Here is a 20,817-nt window from a genome sequence, read left to right as displayed (position 1 = left end):
AACGGCACCGGGTTCGGAGCTATTGCGCGCTCTCCGGACACCGTCCGCCCATTGCGCTCACCCTGCCGACCCGCCCGGCAACTCCTAGGCTGGGACGATGACGTCTGGTACCGAGCGCACGGAACCTGACGACGCCCGGATCGACGATCGGACGGGCATCCGCCGGGTCGGCGTCGAGGAGGAGTTCCACCTCGTCGACCTGAGTACCTCCCGACTGACCACCCGCGCACCCGAACTGCTCGCCACCCTGCCGCCGGGTGGGCCATATGTCGAGGAGCTGCAGCGTTGCGTCGTGGAGGCGAACAGTGGCGTGTTCACCCGACTCGACGATCTGCGTGACGACCTGCACACCAATCGAACCGTACTGGTGGAGGCCGCGCGCGGACTGGGCATCGGGGTGGTCGCCGCCGGATCGGTCCCACTGGCCGTGCCGACGGAAATGCGGGTGACCGAGACCGCCCGTTACCGACGGATGCTCGCCGACTACCAACTCCTCGCCCGCGAACAGCTGATCTGCGGCACCCAGGTCCACGTCGACACCGCCGACCGGGACGAAGCGGTCGCCATCGCGACGCGACTCGCGCCGTACGTACCGACGTTGCTCGCCATCTCGGCGAGTTCCCCGTTCTGGTCCGACGGCTCCGACACCGGGTACGCCAGTTCGCGCACTCTCGTCTGGCAACGCTGGCCGACGACCGGTCCGTTTCCGAACGTGCACACCGCCGACGCCTACGACCGGGAGATCGACCGGCTGATCAGCAGCGGCGTGATCACCGATCCCGGCATGGTCTACTTCGACGTGCGTCCGTCGGCGCGAGTGCCCACCCTGGAACTGCGGGTGTGCGACAGTTGCCCGTCCGTCGACACCATCACGCTGATCGCGGGGCTGTTCCGGGCCCTCACCATGCGCGAGGCGAGCCGCCTCACCGCGCCACACGTTCCGGTGTCCCCCACCCTCTACCGTGCGGCCATCTGGCAGGCCGCGCGCGCCGGACTCGAAGGCGACCTCATCGACATGTTCGACGCCCGGCCCCGTCCCGCGACCGACATCGTCGACGACCTGACCACCTCGCTGCGTCCCGAACTCGAGTCCACCGGCGACTGGAGCACCGTCGCCCGACTGGCCGCCAACGCACTCGAGGCCGGTAGCTCATCGGCTCGGCAGCGCCGGGAACTCCGCCGGCGCGGACGACTCACCGCCGTCGTCGATCGCCTGCTCGCCGAAACCGCAGGCACCCTCGCGCCGGAGACCCTGCCGCCGGATCCGGGTGGCACCCTGCTCTATGGGTACCAGTCCGTGCCCGTCCCCGCAGACGCGCCCGCTGTCGACTCCCCCGAGGATCACGCCTTCGACGAGGCCGTCTCCAGTAGCCGCCAACCACGCCCTGGCTATGCCGAGATACTTTCGGCCACAGCACAACTCGGCGCCATCGAACTCCGCAAGCGGCAGTACCGGATCGAGCGGGAACAGAGCATCGACGGCGTGACCTTCAAGGTGACCGGGCAGTCGCGGGCGCAGCTGTTCCCCCTCGACGTCGTCCCCCGCTACATCGGCGCGCAGGACTGGACCGACGTCAGTGCCGGGCTGTGTCAGCGAGCACTGGCGCTCAACGCCTTCCTCGTCGACATCTACGGTCCGCAAGAGATCATCCACGACGGCGTCATCCCGATCGAGGCCCTCGACCGCGCCCCCGGCTACCGCGAGACGGGACGGCTGCCGACCTGGCAGCGGGTGCGGGCGCATATCTCCGGCACCGACCTGGTCTCCGCCGAACCCGGCCGATTCATGGTGCTCGAAGACAACCTGCGGGTACCGTCCGGCGTCGCCTACGCCATGTCCAACCGCGCGCTGATGAGCCAGTTCCTGCCGGAGATCCCGGTGCCGCCGGACACGCTGTCGGTCGATGGCGTGCCCGCCATGATCGCCGCGACCATCGCCGCCGCGGCCCCCGCCGATCCGCATCCCGACGGCATCGACATCATGCTCAGCTCCGGCTGGCAGGACTCCGCGTGGTTCGAGCACAAACTCCTCGCCGAGGGCGCCGGACTGGAACTGGTGACCCCGGAGAACCTGTCGGTCACCACCGCGGGCCGCGACACCGGCCGCATCTGGCGACACCACGGCACCCGGCGGGTGCCGGTCAACACCGCCTACGTCCGGATGGACGAGGACATGCTGCTGTCCTCCACCGGCGTCGACGACGTGCCGTTGCGGTCCGGCATCCGAGCGGGCCTGGCCCGCGGCCGCTTCTCCATCGCCAATTCGCTGGGCAACGGCGTCGCCGACGACAAGGCCATCTACTACTTCGTACCGGAGATGATCCGCTACTACCTCGGGCAGGAACCGCTGCTCGACCAGGTACCGACGTGGCTGTGCGCCGAACGTCACCAGCGGGACCACGTGCTCGACAACCTCGAACACCTCGTCGTGAAACCCATTGACGGTCTGGGCGGTTCCGGAATCACCATCGGACCCGAATGCACCGAGGAACAACTCGCGGCTCGACGGAAGGATCTGCTCACGCAGCCGGAACGCTTCATCGCACAGGAGGTTGTCGCACTGTCCACCCATCCCACCTTCGACGGCAACGGCTTCTACGCCCACCACGTCGACCTGCGTGCCTTCGTCCATCTCCGCGACACCGACCGCGAGATCGAGGCGCATGTCGCGCCGGCGGCACTCACCCGGGTGGCGCCGGCCGGTAGCCTCATCGTGAACTCGTCGCGCGGGGGCGGCGGCAAGGACACGTGGATCCAAGGAACCCCTGGACTCCAGGGCGTTGCGCAGATCCCCGGCGGCACCGCGGAGGGCAGGAACTGACATGTGTGGCATCTGTGGCGAGATCCGATTCGACGGAACGGCTCCCGACGTCGCCGCCGTCGACACCATGACGTGCGAGATGACCCGGCGCGGTCCCGACGGTTCCGGCATCTTCGCCAAAGGCGGCGTGGCGCTGGGCCATCGGCGTCTCAAGATCATCGACCTGTCCGAACGGGGCGCGCAGCCGATGATCGACCCGGACCTCGGGCTGGCACTGGTGTTCAACGGCTGCATCTACAACCATCAGGAACTGCGGGCCGAACTGCAGGCGGCGGGCTACCGATTCTTCTCCCACGCCGACAGCGAAGTCATCCTCAAGGCCTTCCACCATTGGGGCGCCGCCTGCGTCGACCATTTCCTGGGCATGTTCGCCTTCGCCGTCGTCAACACCGACACTCAGGTGGTGACCCTGGCCCGCGACCGCCTCGGCATCAAACCGCTCTACCTCGCCGAGAAACCGGGCCGCCTGCGGTTTGCGTCGTCGCCGCAGGCCCTGCTGCGCGCCGGCGACATCGACACCAGTATCGACCAGATCGCCCTGCATCACTACTTCAGCTTCCACGCCGTGGTGCCCGCGCCGCACACCATCTACAACGGCATCCGCAAGCTGCCACCGGCCACCGTCGCCACCATCACCCCGGACGGCCGGCGCACCGAAAAACGGTATTGGGAGCCAACTTTCGCGCCGCATCCGGATCGCGCCGATTGGGACGAGAAACGCTGGCAGCACGAACTCGTCGACTCGCTGCGCACGGCGGTACGCCGGCGCATGGTCGCCGACGTGCCCGTCGGGGTGCTGCTGTCCGGCGGCATCGACTCGTCGCTGGTCGTCGCGCTGCTCGCCGAGCAGGGACAGACCGATCTGGCCACCTTCAGCATCGGATTCGACTCCGCGGGAGGCGAATCCGGCGACGAGTACGCATATTCCGACGTCATCGCCGACACCTTCGCCACCGATCACCACAAGATCCACATCGGCACCGAACGCCTGCTGCCCGCAGTCCCCGACGCGGTCGCCGCGATGGGCGAACCAATGATCAGCCACGACTGCGTCGCCTTCTATCTGCTGTCCGAGGAGGTCAGCAAGTCGATCAAGGTGGTGCAGTCCGGGCAGGGCGCCGACGAGATCCTCGGCGGGTACAGCTGGTATCCGCCGCTGGCCGACGTGCCGCGAGACCAGACCACCCCCGCCTACGCAAAGGTGTTCTTCGATCGACCGCACGCGGCGATCAGCCAGTTCCTCTCCCCCGCTTATCAACTCGCCGACGACTACGACCCGAGTTGGGAGTTCGTCAAGGCACACCAGGCAGCACCCGGCGCACACACCGCCGTCGACGCCGCCCTGCGTCTCGACACCACCATCATGCTCGTCGACGACCCCGTCAAACGGGTCGACACCATGACGATGGCCTGGGGGCTCGAGGCGCGGGTGCCGTTCCTCGACCACGAGTTCGTGGAACTCGCGGCGACCTGCCCACCGAATCTCAAACTCGCACACGGCGGCAAGGGCGTCCTCAAGGAAGCCAGCCGCTCGCTGCTGCCGGCCGCAGTCATCGACCGTACCAAGGGCTACTTCCCGGTCCCCGGCATCCGCCATCTCGAAGGCGGTGTCCTCGACCTGGTCACCGACGCGCTGCGTTCACAGTCCGCCCTCGACCGCGGCCTGTACCGCCCGGAGGCGCTCGACACGCTGCTCGCCAACCCGAACGGCACCCGAACAACGTTGGGCAGCAACGAACTCTGGCAACTTGCCTTGCTCGAGATGTGGCTGCAGAGCATGGAAACGTTGCGCGCCCGATGAGTATCGACAACCCCTCCGCCATCGGTTCCGGCGTGAATCCGCATCCCGCCATTCCCACCCACGACGTCGACTTCGACGACCGCGGTTGGCACACCTACGGCCCGTCGGTGTCGCCCGACGGGTCCGCGTTCGCCTACATCGTCGATGACGGCACCGGGTATCCCCGTGCGGCACAACGCTCGCTGTCCCGCGACGGCGTCGGCGACCTGCGCTGGGTGCACATCCGGTCCACCGGTCCGGTGCGAAAAGTGGTGCACTCCACCGACAGCCGCTGGCTCGCGGTCGAGATCGCGCCGAGCGGCGGTGAACACCACCAGGTATGGGTGGTCACCACCGATCCCGACGACGACACCATGCACCGGATCGCCGCAACCCGCCCCGACGGACGCTCCTTCGGCACCGTCTCCCTCGTCGGTTGGGACACCGACTGGGTGCTCATCGTCGCCACCGACATCGACGGCACCGCGCACTCGCTGCGCGTACATCCCGGTACCGGCACCACCCAGACACTCGACGTCCGCGTCGGCGGGGAACTCATCGACTCGTGGAAGGGCGCCACCCTGGTCCGCGTCGGGCCGCGCGGCTACCGCGACATGCTGCTGCTGCGTCGCCGACTGACAGCCGACACCCGGCCCGCGCGCTACGCTCCCGGCGCCGACGAAGCGTCCGACGAGGTCACCATGACCCCGCTGCTGCCCAACGATCCAGGCGCGGTGACCGACCAGGGGTACATCCTCGATCAGGGATTTGACCACCCCTCGGTGGTGTTCGTTTCTCCCCCACAGGATTCCGACCGCGATCTGGACAGCGTGCAGGCGATCGTCGCCAGCGACTTCGACGCCAAGTATCCGCGCCTGCTCGGCGTCGAGGTCGGGCGCCACGGCGTGCGGTTCCGGGTGCTTGCCCAACGGGCGGGCGCCGGCCTCGACTCATTCGCGGTCAGCCACGATCAGTCCACCGTCGCCATGCTCTGGAACATCGACGGCCGCAGCGAATTACAGATCCTCACCCTGCCCGACCAGACACTGCACGAGCCGATCCCGCTGCCCGGCGATGTCGCATCGGATCTGTCGATCAGCACCGCAGGCACGCTCATCGCACTCACGGTGTCGAGTCCACAGCACTCCCCGCTGGTCCACCTGGTCAACACCTTGACCGGCGAGGTCACCGCCGTCCGCGACGACGTCGTCACCGGTGCCGGTCCGTCGAGTGCACTCTGTCCCGAACTGGTGGAGTTCTCCGCACGCGATGGAATGCCGTTGTCCGGCTGGCTGTTTCGTGGCGCCACCGACGCGGGTCAGGCGCCCGGTCCCGCGCTGCTCTACTTCCACGGTGGCCCCGAGGCGCAGACCCGGCCCGACTATCATTTCCTGTTCGGCCCCCTCGTCGCCGCCGGGATCACCGTGTTCGCACCGAATGTGCGCGGTTCGTCGGGATATGGCCGACTGTTCTCCCACGCCGACGACCGATACGGCCGCTACGCCGGGATCGACGACGCCGCCGACTGTGCGGATTACCTGTGCGCCAAGGGTATTGCCGATCCGAACGCGCTGTACGTGTCCGGCCGTTCCTACGGCGGCTATCTCACGTTGGCGTGCTTGACCTTTCATCCCGACCTGTTCGCCGCGGGCATCGCGATCTGCGGGATGAGTGACCTGGAGTCGTTCTTCCGCAACACCGAACCGTGGATCGCGGTGGCCGCCTACACCAAATACGGGCACCCGGAATCCGACCGCGAACTGCTCGCCGACCTGTCGCCGATCCACCGCATCGGCGAGGTGCGCGCACCGCTGCTGGTGGTGCACGGCGCCCACGACACCAATGTGCCGGTCAGCGAATCGCAGCAGATGGTCGACGAACTCCGGGCACTCGGCGCGAACGCGCAGTTGTTGATGTTCAGTGACGAGGGCCACGAGATCGTCAAGCGGCACAACCAGCAGCGACTCACCGAGGCGGTCGCCGGCTGGATCCGCGACCACCCGACCAAACCGGTGACTCCCCGATGAGGTCCCGGATGACCGACCGGCTGATCGCGCAGCTGGTCGAGACCCGCTCGGACAGCACACATGCCAACGTGCTCGAGGAGTTACGACGGCTCATCCTGTCCGGCGGTGCCCCGCCGGGCGCGCAGATCCCGCCCGGCGAGGTCGCCGACGCCTTTGCCGTGTCACCGATCCCGGTCCGCGAAGCCCTGAAAACCCTTGTCGGAGAGGGACTCGTCGTCCATCAGCCCAACGCCGGGTATCGGGTCAGCCAGCTCTCCACCGAGGAGTTGCGGGAGATCTACTTCGTCCGCGGCACCCTCGAGCAGGCGGCGCTCGCGCGGGCCATCGACCTCATCGACGACGCCGCGATCACCCGGGCGCGCGGCCACCACCACGACCTGGTCACCGCAGTGAAGTACAACGACCGCAAGGCCTTTCACGACATCTCCCGCAGCTTCCACCGCGAGCTGACCACCCCATGCGCAATGCCGCGGCTGCTGCACATGTTCGACTCCACCTGGAATCTCACCGAACCCTTCCAGGTGATGCGCGCGGTCGGCACGCAGGTGCAGCAAGCCCTCAACGACGACCACGCCGCCCTGCTCGACGGCTTCACGGCTCGGGATCCGGCCGCCGTCCTCGACGTCGCGCGAATCCATCACCAGCGCCTCGAGAGCGCGATCATCGAAGCGGCCGCCGACCTCGACGTACGCCACGACTGACGCTCCCCCAATGGGGGCGCCTCGGGAGAGAAACTGTCACTCGATAGGCTGCGGGGTGTCTTTTCGTCTGATATGACCGATAGGAGCACCCGTGACGGTGACAACGCTCGACGAATCGGTCCAGGATCTGTTCACCCAGGTCGTGGCGCGCAATCCGGGGGAAGCCGAGTTCCACCAGGCAGTGCACGAGGTCTTCGACACCCTGGGGCCGGTCCTGGCCAAGCATCCGCATTACGCCGACGCCGGCATCCTCACCCGCCTCTGCGAGCCCGAGCGTCAGATCATCTTCCGGGTGCCGTGGGTCGACGACGCCGGTGACGTCCAGATCAACCGTGGTTTCCGCGTCGAGTTCAACTCCGCATTGGGCCCCTACAAGGGTGGTCTGCGGTTCCACCCGTCGGTCTACCTGGGCGTCATCAAGTTCCTCGGCTTCGAGCAGATCTTCAAGAACGCCCTCACCGGCCTCCCCATCGGCGGCGGCAAGGGCGGCGCCGACTTCGATCCCAAGGGCCGCTCCGACGCCGAGATCATGCGGTTCTGCCAGTCGTTCATGACCGAGCTCTATCGCCACATCGGCGAGCACACCGACATCCCGGCCGGCGACATCGGCGTCGGCGGCCGCGAGATCGGCTATCTGTTCGGCCAGTACAAACGCATCACCAACCGGTACGAATCCGGCGTCCTCACCGGTAAGGGGCTGAGTTGGGGCGGTTCGCAGGTGCGCACCGAGGCGACCGGGTACGGCACCGTCTTCTTCGTCCGCGAGATGCTCGCCGCCGGCGGTCAGACCCTCGACGGCAAACGCGTCGTCGTGTCCGGCTCGGGCAACGTGGCGCTGTTCGCGATCGAGAAGGTGCAGCAGCTCGGCGGACACGTCGTCGCCTGCTCGGATTCCAGCGGCTTCGTCGTCGACGAGAACGGCATCGACCTCGAGCTGATGAAAGAGATCAAGCTCGTCGAGCGCGGTCGTATCGCCGACTACGTGACCCGGCGTGGCTCCGGCACGCAATTCGTCGAATCCGGGTCCATCTGGAGCGTCCCCACCGACATCGCCATCCCGTCGGCCACCCAGAACGAACTGAACGCCGCCGACGCGGAGATGCTGATCCGCAATGGCTGCCGCATTGTCGCCGAGGGCGCGAACATGCCCACCACCCCCGACGCCGTCCGGGCGCTGAACGAGGCGTCGGTCGGCTTCGCCCCCGGCAAGGCCGCCAACGCGGGCGGCGTGGCGACCAGCGCGCTGGAGATGCAGCAGAACGCCTCCCGCGACTCGTGGAGCTTCGACTACACCGAGCAGCGTCTCGCCGACATCATGCGCGGCATCCACGACAGCTGCCTGAGCACCGCCGACGAGTACGGCATGCCGGGGAATTACGTTGTCGGCGCGAACATCTCGGCCTTCACCCAGGTCGCCGACGCGATGCTCGCGTTGGGTGTGGTCTGAGCGACCCGATGTCCGACGACGACGCGTTGGCCACCATCGTCCGCTGGCACGACTCCGGCGGACTGGTGGAGGTCATCGCGCGTCGCCGCGATTCGGTGACGGTCTCGCTCCGCACCTGTGACGGCGGCGAGGAGATGGGCGTGGTGACCTCCGCCGACCCGGCCGTCCGCGCCTGGCTCGACGCCCACCCCTCCGCCGGTTGATCACTCCGCGCTTTGCGGCTCGATCTCGACGCTGGTCGAATCCCGGCACAACCTCCCGGAAGATATATCTGCCTGTTCATCGTGGGGTAACAAACCGTTTCTACGTTTGTCCCATCAGCGTTCCCGACGTCGCGCGCGCTGACGAGCTCGTCACCCACGACCGACCGGGAGATCACCATGTCCGCATCCGCCGACGCGGCCGTCGAGACGCATCACAGCGCCGCCGGGGAAAGCGTCATCAAGCTGGACTACCACCAGCAGCTCACCAACTCCGACCTCGCGCCACTCAAAGAGCAGAAGTGGACCTGGTACAACATCTTTGCGTTCTGGATGTCCGACGTGCACAGCGTCGGCGGCTATGTCTTCGCGGGCAGTCTGTTCGCCCTCGGGATCGCCGCCTGGCAGGTGCTGGTCGCGCTGATCGTGGGCATCATCATTGTGTACGTCCTGTGTAACCTCGTCGCCAAGCCGTCGCAGCTGGCGGGCGTGCCGTATCCGGTGACCACGCGAGTTGCCTTCGGCGTCAAGGGCGCCAACATCCCGGCCATCATCCGCGGGTGCATCGCAGTGGTCTGGTACGGCATCCAGACCTACCTGGCGTCGGTCGCGTTCGGCCTCCTCGCCCTCAAGTTCTGGCCCGGCCTCGAACCCTGGGGTGATGTGGATCAGCACGGTTTCCTCGGCCTGAGCGTCCTCGGCTGGGCCGGCTTCATCCTCATGTGGGTGCTGCAGGCGTTCGTGTTCTGGAATGGCATGGACACCATCCGCAAGTTCATCGACTTCTGTGGTCCCGCAGTCTATGTCGTGATGATCGCGCTGGCCGCCTACCTGATCGTGAAGGCCGGCTGGAGCAATGTCAGCTTCGATCTGTCCGAAGGTCCCGGCCTGTCCGGATGGTCGTCGATCACCCAGATGATCAGCGCCACCGCGCTGGTGGTCTCGTACTTCTCCGGCCCGATGCTCAACTTCGGCGATTTCTCCCGCTACGGCAAGAGTTTTCATGAGGTCAAGAGGGGTAACTTCTGGGGCCTGCCGGTGAACTTCCTGTTCTTCTCGCTGCTCGTGGTGTGCACCGTGTCCGCCGGCGCCACCGTGATCGGGCACGACGAGGACGGCAAGATCATCACCGATCCAGTGCACATCGTCGACAAGATCGACAACACCACCGCTGCGGTGCTCGGTGTGCTCACCTTCGCCATCGCCACCATCGGCATCAACATCGTGGCGAACTTCGTCTCCCCCGCCTTCGACTTCTCGAATGTGGCCCCCACCAAGATCTCTTGGCGCACCGGCGGCATGATCGCCGCTGTCGGATCGGTCCTCATCACGCCGTGGAATCTGTTCAACAACCCCACCGCGATCCACTACACGATGGACACGCTCGGCGCGGTGATCGGCCCGCTGTTCGGCATCCTGATCGCCGACTTCTATCTGAACAAGAAGCAGAAGATCGAGGTCGACGACCTGTTCAGCATGGACGCCGGTAAGAGCTACGCCTACCGCAACGGCTGGAATCCGGTCGCGGTCATCACGGTGATCGTCGCGTCGATCCTGCCGATCAGCTTCGTCATCTGGGGCACCGCGTATCAGGCCAGTTTCACCTGGTTCATGGGCGCGGCCGCCGGTGGCGTGCTCTATTGGCTGGGCATGCGATACGCGCCGAAGAGCTTCATCTACGCCACCGGCGAGGAGCCGGCGGTACTGCCGACCGCCAAGGACGGCACGCTCGAGGAGACGGCGCTCTAATCACCATGCGGATCTGCATCATCAATCCCAACACCGCGACGGCGATGACCGACGTCATCGCCGTCGCGGCGCGGGCCGTCGTCCGCCCGGACGCCGACATCGTCGCCGTCACTTCGCCGATGGGCCCGGCCTCGATCGAGAGTCACTACGACGAGGCCCTCGCCGTACCCGGCGTGCTGCGGGCCATCGCCGACAATCCCGGCTGCGACGGCTATCTGCTGGCCTGCTTCGGCGACCCCGGCCTCGACGCCGCCCGCGAGCTCGCCGACGCACCGGTGCTGGGCATCGCCGAGGCCGCCATGCATATCGCCGCGCCGCTGGGCCGCGGGTTCTCCGTCGTCACCACCTTGTCCCGAACCATCGGGCGCGCAGCCGATCTCGTCGACCACTACGGCTTCACTCGAAGCTGCCGCGGCCTGCACGCCTGCGACATCCCGGTCCTCGAGCTCGAGTCCAACCCGGCCACCGCCGAGATCCTCGAAAAAGCCTGCCGCGAAGCACTCCTCGCCGACGGCTCCGACGCGATCGTCCTCGGATGTGCCGGCATGGCCGACCTGCCCGAGCGGATCAGCGAAGCGATCGGCGCCCCGGTGATCGACGGCGTCGCCGCCGGCGTCGGCATGCTGACCGCCATGGCCGCCATGGGATTACGCACCGGCACCGCGTCGGGCGAGTTCGCCCCACCGCCACCCAAGCCGTACACCGGACTCTTGGGTGATTTCGGCCAGTGACCACCGCTGCGCGGGCAGGGCCCGCGAGGGTTCACTATGGAGTTGTCAAAGATCGTGCGCGATCCCGAGTCGTCGGGTGCGCGGAAATGTGCTGCGCCATACGCTGGTTGAGCCGTCCCGAGCCGCTGGGCGAGGGGCGTGTCGAAACCTTTCGTCACGGTGGACTTCTGCCCACCGCTGGGTGAATAGCCCCGACGAAGGAGGGGCGTATCGACACCATCACGCGGCGACCCGATCGTCGAGCGTCATGGTGCGCCTGTTGTAGGCGGGCAACGGTATTCGCGCGGGATCGACCGTGGCCGGTGGGATTAGCCATGGATGCCGGTCGACGCCCATGACGATCTCCCAATCCGAGGCGTGGATCTGGGCATGACACGAGGCGCACAACAGGCACCCGTTGTCCAAATCTGTTGGGCCACCATGACTCCAGTAGGCGATATGGTGACACTCACCCATCCAGGCCGGTGCCCCACACTTGACGCAACAGGTGTCGCGGATCAGGATCGCCTTGCGGAGGTGGTGCGGAAACCGCCGTTTCTTCACACCCATGTGCAGCGGTACACCTTCTCCGTCAAGAACGATTTCGGTGACTTTGCTGTCGCAGGCCAGCAGTTCAGCGGTCGCCTGGGTCAGCGCGGAGGTCCATTGCAGGGTGGCCGGCGCGGCAGTGTTGGCCGAGACCGTCACGTTCAGATCGGTGTGCGGGGCGGCGACGAACGGGGTCGGGTTACTCGCGGCCGCCTCGAGAACCAGGTTGAGCGCATCGGCGCGCTGCTGCCCTGGGGTACGAGCATCTTTCGAGCCGTCGGGTTGTGGTCGAGGGTCGACCAGCGATTCGATCGCGGTCTGCAGCCTGGTGCCGGTGACGATGTCGAGATCCCCGCGCACTGCGATCCGACCGTCGGAGGTTTCGGAGACGGTGAACTCGTTGATACTGCGGTCCTCGGCCGCCGGCAAGCCACCGGTCTCGGCGGCGAAGGTGTTACCCAGTTCGCGAGCCTTGGTGCTGATCTGTTTCGGTGTCGCCCCCGACATCGCTTGCGCGATCAACTCCACCTCCACCTCGCGACGTTCCTCGTCGCACAACCCGTCCAACGCCCGCCGTGCCACGTGAGCCACCCCGGAAACAATCGCGTCGAGATGCTCGGCCGGAAGGACACCGTCCTCGGCATACCCCGCCAACAGCTGCATCCGCGGCATACCCAACCCGATCCGCAGGGTCCGCTCGGCCACCGACGGCGCCAACCCCATCGTGATCAACAAGGCTTTGGTTTTGCCGTTGTCCCGCTGCTTGGCCACGCCCAGCCGGTCCATGTGGGCCGCGCACACCGCCAGCTGGTAGCTCAGGGCGCTGACCGCAGTGATCATCACCTTCGTGGTCTCGAAGGCCTCCCGGCCGGAGGTGATCCGGCCGAGGTCGAGGTCATAGACCGCGGACAGCAGCGCGCTGACTGCGGTGGTGGTGTTCGGCGGGGCGGTGGGGGTGGCGACTGGTTCGGGCATGCCTCCACTGTACTCGCACACACGTTCGAGTCAAGGGTTTGGCAACGTCCAATTTGGTTGGGCATCAACAATTTTGGATCATTCAATCGAGTGGAAACCCCCAGCATATCGCGGGCCTCCGACAAGATTGGCCACCTCCGCCGGGTGAACGCATGGCCAGAACTGTCGGTGGCGTCGGTTATGGTGCGTATCAGGTTCCCAGCACGGACCGCCCGAGTGAGAGGGCAGTCAGCGCAGCACATTTCCACGCACCGACGAAAATCGGTACCGCGCACGATCTGTGCGAACTTCATAGCGCCGGGCGGTGGGCAGTCACAGTGCGTCCGCACACTGCCTACAGTCGGATCTTGACGTCCTTCGCCGCGAGAAGCGTCGACAATGCCTGCGGAATTACCACCAGCCCCAGCACACCCATCGCGAGCTTCCAGGAGTCGGTGGCGTCGTGCAGCGCGCCGATGACGATCGGCCCCAGTGCCGCAACGATATAGCCGATCGACTGGGCCATGCCGGAGACCTGACTGGTCACCGCGGTCGACGGGCTCCGCAGCACCATGAACAGCAGCGCCAGGCTGATCGAGGCACCCGGGCCGATCATGATCATGATCGCCCACAGTGTGACGAGGCTGTTGGTGCAGACGAGTCCGATGAAGCCGGCGGCGCAGATCGCCAGCACGATCAGGGTGATGAGTCGCTGGTCGGCGTAGCGCGCGGCGATGATCGGGATCACCAAAGACGCAGTGAGCGCGACGACTTGACCGATCGCGAGGATCGCGCCGGCCTGCGCGTCGGAGCGGCCCAGCTCGACCAGATAGGTCGGCAGCCACGCGCTGAAGGTGTAGAAGATCAGCGACTGGGTGCCCATGAACACCGTGATCGCCCACGCAATCCGATTGCGTCGCAACGATGGTGGCGCGTGCGACACGGCCACTCGATGCACTCGTCGTAGTTGCGGTATCCACACGACCACCGCGACGAGCGCCAGCATCGACCAACTCATCAGTGTGAGACGCCAATTTCCGCCGACGGCGCGGTCGATCGGCACGGTTAACCCGGCGGCGATCGCCGCACCCCCGGACAGGGTCATCGAATACAACCCGGTCATCAGACCGGAGCGATGGGCGAAGTCCCGTTTGATCAACGACGGCAACACCACATTGCACACGCCGATCGCCGCTCCGACCACCGCCGAACCCGCAAACAGCGCAACGCTATTGGGCACGAACCGCAGCACCATTCCGGCGATCAGCACGATCATCGACACGAAGACGGTGCGTTCGATGCCGAACCTAGCGGCCAGCCGCGGCGCGAACGGCGCACTGAGACCAAAACACAGCACCGGCAGCGTGGTGAGCAAACCCGCGACCGCACTGCTGAATCCGAGGTCGGCGGTGATGTCGTCGATCAGCGGTGCGACCGACACCACCGGCGGGCGCAGGTTCGCGGCGACCAGCATGATGCCGATCGCGGCGATCACCGCGGCCGCCCCCTGCGGCGTCTGTGATCTCTCCCCGCGCGGTGCGTCCACCGCGGCGGCCGAGTTCTGGTCGACTGAGGTCTGGTCGGCCGATGATCGCGAACTCATGCCACCACCCCCGGGACGTGCTCGAGGTACGACGCCACCGCGGCGCGTGCCGCCGCCGCATCACCGGCCGCGATGGCCTCCACCACCTCGCCATGCCCGGCGGGATGTGCCCCGTCGGCGACGATCGGCCGGAGTATTTCGGTGAACATCCGGTGCATCACCTCGACGACACTGCCGTAGAGCTCGATGAGCAGCTCATTTCCCGACGTGCCGACCAGCGCGCTGTGGAACGCGATGTCCGCGGCCGTGTAGGCATCGAGGTCACCGGCCGCGAGCGCCGTCTCGGCGGCATCGAGCAGCCCCCGGAGTTCGGCGACCTGATCCGGCGTGGCCCGCAGGGCTGCTGCGGCCACCGCCTCGGTCTCGAGTCCGCGCCGCACTTCGAGGAGATCCTGGCGGTCGGAGCGGGGTGCGGACCGCACCATCGCGGCGGCGAGAAGACTGCGGCTGCGGACGTAGGTACCGTCGCCGCGGCGGGGCGCCAGCATGCCCGCGTGTTCGAGGGCGCGGACCGCTTCACGAATGGTGTTGCGGCCCACACCGAATTGCTTGACCAGGTCGGGCTCGGCCGGGATCCGGGAGCCCACCGGCCACTCATCACTGCGGATGAGCTCCTGCATCCGGTTGACCACGAGTTCACTGGTGCGCGGCGGAGGGGTGATCAGGTCAGGCATGCCAAACACCCTAACATCCCATGTTTACGCTTCTTTCAGCCGAGGCCAGTACCCTGTACTGCGTCGGCGGGCGCCTCGGGCGCACGCCAGGAGAGCACCGTCGAGAGATGTGAGGAAACCCCGTGGCCGAGAAAAGCCGCAAGCCGATCGTCGACCCGCGTCAGGCGGAGAAGCGTCGTTCGTTCTGGATGAAGATCGGCGCCGCGGTCGTGCTGGTCGCGATCGTCGCCGGCCTCGGCGTCTGGCTGGCCACCTCGCACAAGTCGACCGACGTCTCTGGTGACACCGTGACGGTGGCGACCAACAACGCCTACCGGATCACCGCGGCACCCAAGGGCACCACTCCGCCGGTGACCGTGAACATCGTCGAGGACTTCCAGTGCCCGGCGTGCAAGGCGTTCGAAACACAGTTCGCCGACGCACTCGCCCAGATCCGGGCCAATCCGAAGGTCGCCGTCGACTATCAGCCGATCGCGTTCCTGGACAAGATGTCGACGACCAACTACTCATCGCGCTCGGCCAACGCGTCGGCGTGCGTCGCGCAGGCCACCGCCGGAGACGGCAACTTCGACACCTGGCTGAAGTTCCACAACAACCTCTACGCTCAGCAGCCCGCCGAGGGCAGCGCCGGTCTCACCGACGACAAGCTCAATGACATCGCTCAGCAATCGGGCGCTCCGAACCTCTCGAACTGCATCTCCGACAACCAGTTCAGCGGCTTCGTGAAGGAAGCCACCCAGCAGGCAATGGATTCCGGTGTCGACTCCACCCCGACGGTGAAGATCAACGGCCAGAAGTACGAACTGACCACACCCGACGCCCTCGTCGCTGCGGTCAACGAGGCAGCGAACAAGTAGGACACGCGATGACCGACTCCACCACAGGGGATCTCCTCGAACCGACACCGGCCGAGGGTTCGCCGACCGACCCCGACGACGCCGGCCGCGACGAGGGCGGCCTCCTCGCGCGGGTCCTGGTCTCGCCGGCGACCGGTCTCGCCGTCCTGATCCTGGGTGCGATCGGGCTGATCGCGTCGGCCACCCTCACCGTCGAGCGGTTCCATCTACTGACCGATCCGGGCTACACACCGAGTTGCAGCATCAATCCGATCATCTCCTGCGGCTCGGTGATGGTGACCAAGCAGGCGGCCATCTTCGGCTTCCCCAATCCGCTGATCGGCATCGCGGCATTCTCGGTCATCGTGGTCACCGGCGTCCTCGCCATGGCCCGCGTCTATCTGCCCCGGTGGTACTGGCTCGGCCAAGCGCTGTGCACCGCAGCCGGATTCGTGATGATCAACTGGCTGGCATTCCAGTCGGTCTACCGCATCCACGCACTGTGCCCGTACTGCATGGTCGTCTGGACGGTCACCGCGCCGATCCTCATCCTGTCCATCAACCGGGTGCTCCCGGACACCCACCGCGGCCGCGAGATCCGGTCGTGGCTGTGGGTGCTGCTGCCGGTCTGGTATGCGGTGGTGATCGTCGCGATCGGCGTCGAGTTCTGGGACTACTGGTCGACGCTGATCTGACTCAGGCGGTCATGTCCAGCGCGGCGATGACCTTGATCGGTTCGATCCACACCGCGAGTTCGCCCGGCACCCCGTTGCGGGCACCGAACTCCTCGGCGCGCTCGGCGCCCATGTAACGACCACCGCACAGCGTCGCCACCCGTTTCACCTCGTCGAGGTCGTCACCGGTCACCGCACGCCCCTGGATCTGGACGAACGCGTACGGCGGCTCGGGAAGATCGACGCTGAGCACGACCCGCGGATCGCGGGCGATGGCCCGGGCTTTGGCGGTGTCGGCGCCGGTGTTGAAGGCGATGCGGTCGCCGTCGAGGACGAACCAGATCGGGACCGACAGCGGGCGGCCGTCGGTGGCCAGGTAGCCGAGGTGCCCGGTTTTGGTGCCACTGCTCAGGAATTCGCGGATCGCGGGATCGTTCAGAGTCGCTGCCATGGCTTCACGATACGAGCGCATCGCCGATCCGGCACGCAACCATCATCGTGGTGGCGTGGGGGCCGCTGCGACCGGCGGTCGGCAGGATCGATCCGTCGACGATACGCAGCCCACGCAGGCCGTAGACGCCGCCGAGCCAGTCGGTGCGCTCCCCCATCGGCATGGTCCCCCACGCATGTTGCGCGTTGCGCAGAACCTGATCCACCGCAACCGAATCGGCGTCGGCGAGGTCACCGAACACCGGTGCGCGCAGCATCTCGACGACGTCCGCCACCCCGGCGTCGATCCGCGGTGTCTCCTCGGAGTCACCGTCGCCGAGGTCGACGACGAGGTCGCGGCCGGCCAGGCGCAGTGTCCCGGGCGCGCCGGGGCGCATCGAGGTGACGCCGATCGCCGGCCCCAGCGGTGGCACGCCGTCGATGTAGTCGGCCATGTCCGCGCTGTAGCACCGGATTTCCAGGTCATCGGGGGTGTGTACGACCGTCTGCAGCAGCGGCACCGGCGGGTGCGGGTCGGTGGCCAGGCTCCGATAGTGCACCAGGATCTCCCGGTGCTCGCCTAGACCGAGCGAACCCTCCGGCGCAACGGAATCGAGGTCCGAGCGCAGCAAGATCGCCGCGGTGCCCAGCGTGCCCGCGCAGAGGATGACCTCGCCGGCCGTGACGGTGTGTTGCCCCACCACCACGCCGGTGACGTCGCGTCCGGTACCCGCCACCGCGTCGACATCGACGTCGGCGCACACCGTCAGATTCGGTCGCGTCAGCGCCGGCCGCAGATAGGCTTCACCTGCCGTCATCCGCAGCGCACCGATCCGGTTGGACCGCACCCGGTTCACGCCGACGACCGGCCACCGGTCGGCGAGCGGTCGGGCGCCGAGTCGCGTGGCCCAATGGGTTTCGAAGCGGCGGCCCACCTCGGTCAGTTCGTCGTCGGCGAAGACCGACACCGACATGGTGTCGTCGAGTTCGTCATAGCATCGCTCGATGTCGGTGAGTCCCCAGCCGGTCGGCCAGCGGGCGAAATCATCGGCGTGCCACCGCAGGAAATAGCCACCATTGACCACCGACGACCCGCCGAAGCCGCGTCCCCGGATCACCGCGAGGCCCGAGTCCTCCGCGTACGTGACCGCGTGATCGGCCCCCTCGGCGATGGGCAGCCGCCGCAGATCACGGGTCTGCTCGGTGGGCCACCGTGCCGGTCCGCGTTCGCACAGCAGCACCGAACGCGCCGGGTCCCGCGAAAGTCGTTCGGCGAGCACGCACCCGGCGCTGCCGGCGCCGACGATCACCACATCCGCAGTCGTCGGCAACGGTCTGGTCGGCGTCGTCATCCGGTGCGCACGAGGCTATTTGGTGAACACCGGCCGCAACGCACCGAAATCACGTTGGGTGAACGCCCCCTGCCAGAGTCCGGCCCCGTAGGCGAGGTCGTCGAGTCGTCGCAGGGCGGTAAAGGTCAACGGCCCCATTGCCGGTGCCGTCGACGGGTCGGCGAGGACCGTCCGCACCCAGGCGACCACCCCCTCGGCCACCGCGATCTCGATCGCGAGGTTGCGGAATCGGCCGGATACCACCGCGAGGACCGCCGCCACCGGCCAATAATGCCGGCAGATCGCACCGCCGGCCTGCAGCATGCCGAAGCCGACGGCGCGCGTGGACATCTGGGTGGCGACCACCGATGCGCCGGGTAGATCGCCGAGACGCCCGCGCAAGCGGATGGAGATGTGGCCGACGATGATCAGCGCGATCGCCAACCCGATCTTGGTGCGCGTCAGCAGTGCGATCACCGCCGCCACCATCGGGATCGACATGACGACCGGAGCCGCGAATCCGCCGTGCCGGTCGGCCAGATGTGCGGCGCCAGTGCCGTAGTACCGGCGACGATCGAGCACCGAACGCAGGTCGGTGCGATGGTCGTGGGCCACCTCGGCGACCGGGTCGTAGCGAATTCGCCACCCCGCCTTGTGCGTCCGCCAGCACAGGTCGACGTCCTCGGCGACCCGCAGCGACTCGTCGAACTCCTCGAAGGCGCAGCGCCGCACGACCATTGCCGCGCTCGGCACATACGGCGTGGGTGTGCCCGGTACGACGGCACATTCGGCCGGCCCCATGTCAAGCGACGAGTAGCCGTTCTCGTAGCGTTCGGCCAGTCCGACGCCGTGCCGGGTGCGGCTCAGTCCGACGATCCGCGGTGCGACGATCCCCACCGACGGGTCGGAGAAATGCCCGAGCAGCATGGTCAGCCACTCCGCGGACGGGACGACGTCGGAATCGAGGAAGGCCACGAAGTCGGTGGTCGCTGCGGCCGCCCCGGCGTTGCGGGCCGCCGACGGTCCGCGGTTGTGACCGAAGCGGATGACCCGCACACCGTCACCGGTCACGTGGATCGGTTCCGGGGACCCGTCGTCGACGACGATCACCGGGGAGGTACCGGCCACCGCCGCGAGCAGTCGATCGACGCCCGCCTGGTTGCCCCGCACCGGCACGACGATGGTCACGTCGTCGGGCTTCGGTCCGAACATCGGACGCGGATGGGCGATCCCGGCGTCCAGCAGACGACGAGACAGTGTACGGGTTGCGTTGTCGCACACTTCGATTCGACCATCGGCCGAGGTCATGCCGAGCGCCGCGTCGGACAGTCGCAACATCCGGGTGGGCGATCCGCCGACCAGGTAGCGCAGATCGTGGCGTCGCGCGCACCGCATGTCGATCTGCACCTGGAAGCCGTCCGGCAGGCGGGTGTCCACGGCGGCCGACCGCGCGGCGTCGTCCACAGCGGTCACCGCAGCCGTCCCGTTTCGTCGACCGCCCACGCCGACACCGCATCGCACAGCCCGACCACCAGCGCATCGGTCACCGCCGCGCCGTGCCCAGCGGTGGCACCGGTCGGGTCGCCGAGCACGCCGTTGGCACTCACCGCCGCCACCCCACCACTGCGCATCTGCGGCAGCAAGGTGGCGATCGGCGCCACGTTGCCCGCCTCGACCGCCGAGCCGCGCACGTCGTCGGGCGAGAAGTGCAGCAGCACAGAGGTTTCGGTATTGCCCGCATGGGCGTCGGCACCGGGCACCGCGCAGGGGAACCAGGCGACGTCGCGACCCTCGTACCGCAACCGCTGCACCGCGGAGACCAGCGTCGAACCGTTGCCACCGTGCCCGTTGACGAAGACCAGGCGGTCGGCCCAGCGGCAGGCGCTGCGCCCGTATTCCAGCAGCAACAGATGCAGCGCGTCATGGCCGAGGGAGATGGTGCCGGGAAACCCCTCGTGTTCGCCGCTGGCGCCGTAGTTGAGTCCGGGCGCGCTCAGCACCAGCGGCGAGTCATCCTGAGCACCACGATCCGCCGCGCGGGTCGCCACCATTGTCGCGATGCGGCTGTCGGTGTCGAGCGGAAGATGCGGACCGTGCTGCTCCGTGGCCCCCAGCGGCACCAGCAGAGTCACCGAACGATCCGACACCTCTGGCCAACACAGTTGCCCCAGCGCCACCCGACGTGTCATTGGACCAACTCTAGCGACGCATCGGGTGACTGGTAACCGCCTCGCGCGGTTTTCTTCGGTCGGGATCGGATCCCTGACCGACCAGCCAGCAGCCCTCCTGTCCGAGCGATCGATCGGTTATGCGATGCTGATCGGACAACGTG

General features: G+C 67.2%; 17 protein-coding genes. 10 read left to right on the top strand and 7 right to left on the bottom strand.

What is annotated here, in order from left to right; all coding sequences use genetic code 11:
* Positions 1-97 precede the first annotated feature (97 nt).
* The 8 genes from AAFP30_RS17265 (at position 98) to AAFP30_RS17230 (ending at position 11,456) form a co-directional block, all read left to right on the top strand.
* Positions 98-2,821 (top strand): glutamate--cysteine ligase, encoded by a 2,724-nt coding sequence (locus tag AAFP30_RS17265; protein WP_419231196.1) that lies wholly within the window; start codon positions 98-100, stop codon positions 2,819-2,821.
* A gap of 1 nt (position 2,822) precedes the next feature.
* Positions 2,823-4,622: an N-acetylglutaminylglutamine amidotransferase gene (locus AAFP30_RS17260; RefSeq protein ID WP_419231195.1), complete on the top strand. Its 1,800-nt coding sequence runs from the start codon at positions 2,823-2,825 to the stop codon at positions 4,620-4,622.
* Positions 4,619-6,628: an alpha/beta hydrolase family protein gene (locus tag AAFP30_RS17255; RefSeq protein ID WP_419231194.1), complete on the top strand. Its 2,010-nt coding sequence runs from the start codon at positions 4,619-4,621 to the stop codon at positions 6,626-6,628. Before AAFP30_RS17260 ends, AAFP30_RS17255 begins: the two co-directional genes overlap by 4 nt.
* Before the next feature lie 8 nt (positions 6,629-6,636).
* Positions 6,637-7,329 carry a GntR family transcriptional regulator gene (locus AAFP30_RS17250; RefSeq protein WP_419231193.1) on the top strand — a complete coding sequence of 231 codons (693 nt, stop codon included), beginning with the start codon at positions 6,637-6,639 and terminating at the stop codon, positions 7,327-7,329.
* Between the two features lie 97 nt (positions 7,330-7,426).
* Positions 7,427-8,776, top strand: coding sequence for an NADP-specific glutamate dehydrogenase (gene gdhA, locus AAFP30_RS17245; protein ID WP_419231258.1), 1,350 nt, complete (start codon positions 7,427-7,429; stop codon positions 8,774-8,776).
* A gap of 8 nt (positions 8,777-8,784) precedes the next feature.
* The gene (locus tag AAFP30_RS17240) at positions 8,785-8,979 is read left to right on the top strand and encodes a hypothetical protein (RefSeq protein WP_419231192.1); all 195 of its coding nucleotides are present in this window, start codon (positions 8,785-8,787) and stop codon (positions 8,977-8,979) included.
* 177 nt (positions 8,980-9,156) lie between these two features.
* Positions 9,157-10,725 carry an NCS1 family nucleobase:cation symporter-1 gene (locus AAFP30_RS17235; protein ID WP_419231191.1) on the top strand — a complete coding sequence of 523 codons (1,569 nt, stop codon included), beginning with the start codon at positions 9,157-9,159 and terminating at the stop codon, positions 10,723-10,725.
* 5 nt (positions 10,726-10,730) lie between these two features.
* Positions 10,731-11,456 (top strand): aspartate/glutamate racemase family protein, encoded by a 726-nt coding sequence (locus AAFP30_RS17230; RefSeq protein WP_419231190.1) that lies wholly within the window; start codon positions 10,731-10,733, stop codon positions 11,454-11,456.
* Positions 11,457-11,675: 219 nt separating this feature from the next.
* On the opposite strand, the gene AAFP30_RS17225 is transcribed toward AAFP30_RS17230, so the two are convergent.
* From AAFP30_RS17225 to AAFP30_RS17215, 3 genes are all read right to left on the bottom strand, one after another.
* Positions 11,676-12,959 carry a DUF222 domain-containing protein gene (locus AAFP30_RS17225; RefSeq protein ID WP_419231189.1) on the bottom strand — a complete coding sequence of 428 codons (1,284 nt, stop codon included), beginning with the start codon at positions 12,957-12,959 and terminating at the stop codon, positions 11,676-11,678.
* Between the two features lie 334 nt (positions 12,960-13,293).
* Positions 13,294-14,541, bottom strand: a complete 1,248-nt coding sequence (locus AAFP30_RS17220; RefSeq protein WP_419231188.1) for a CynX/NimT family MFS transporter — start codon at positions 14,539-14,541, stop codon at positions 13,294-13,296.
* Positions 14,538-15,215: a FadR/GntR family transcriptional regulator gene (locus AAFP30_RS17215; RefSeq protein ID WP_419231187.1), complete on the bottom strand. Its 678-nt coding sequence runs from the start codon at positions 15,213-15,215 to the stop codon at positions 14,538-14,540. Before AAFP30_RS17215 ends, AAFP30_RS17220 begins: the two co-directional genes overlap by 4 nt.
* A 122-nt stretch (positions 15,216-15,337) precedes the next feature.
* On the opposite strand from AAFP30_RS17215, the gene AAFP30_RS17210 reads away from it, so the two are divergent.
* On the top strand, positions 15,338-16,072 hold the full coding sequence (locus tag AAFP30_RS17210; RefSeq protein WP_419231186.1) for a DsbA family protein: 735 nt from the start codon (positions 15,338-15,340) through the stop codon (positions 16,070-16,072).
* An 8-nt stretch (positions 16,073-16,080) separates the two neighbouring features.
* On the top strand, positions 16,081-16,746 hold the full coding sequence (locus AAFP30_RS17205; protein ID WP_419231185.1) for a vitamin K epoxide reductase family protein: 666 nt from the start codon (positions 16,081-16,083) through the stop codon (positions 16,744-16,746).
* 1 nt (position 16,747) lies between these two features.
* Here AAFP30_RS17205 and AAFP30_RS17200 read toward each other — a convergent pair whose 3' ends face one another.
* Genes AAFP30_RS17200 through mftE form a run of 4 tightly spaced genes read right to left on the bottom strand, consistent with a single transcriptional unit; the run spans position 16,748 to position 20,674 of the window.
* On the bottom strand, positions 16,748-17,176 hold the full coding sequence (locus AAFP30_RS17200; RefSeq protein WP_419231184.1) for a PPOX class F420-dependent oxidoreductase: 429 nt from the start codon (positions 17,174-17,176) through the stop codon (positions 16,748-16,750).
* A gap of 4 nt (positions 17,177-17,180) precedes the next feature.
* Positions 17,181-18,506 (bottom strand): mycofactocin system GMC family oxidoreductase MftG, encoded by a 1,326-nt coding sequence (mftG, locus tag AAFP30_RS17195; protein WP_419231183.1) that lies wholly within the window; start codon positions 18,504-18,506, stop codon positions 17,181-17,183.
* 15 nt (positions 18,507-18,521) lie between these two features.
* Positions 18,522-19,958 (bottom strand): mycofactocin biosynthesis glycosyltransferase MftF, encoded by a 1,437-nt coding sequence (gene mftF / locus AAFP30_RS17190; protein WP_419231182.1) that lies wholly within the window; start codon positions 19,956-19,958, stop codon positions 18,522-18,524.
* Positions 19,955-20,674, bottom strand: coding sequence for a mycofactocin biosynthesis peptidyl-dipeptidase MftE (gene mftE / locus AAFP30_RS17185; RefSeq protein ID WP_419231181.1), 720 nt, complete (start codon positions 20,672-20,674; stop codon positions 19,955-19,957). The genes mftF and mftE overlap by 4 nt, the downstream gene beginning before the upstream one ends.
* Positions 20,675-20,817 lie beyond the last annotated feature (143 nt).

This window comes from Gordonia sp. CPCC 205515, from assembly GCF_048537925.1.
Taxonomy (GTDB): Bacteria; Actinomycetota; Actinomycetes; order Mycobacteriales; family Mycobacteriaceae; genus Gordonia.
Note: the sequence above shows the minus strand (reverse complement) of the source record. Positions and strands in the feature narration are given on the sequence as shown.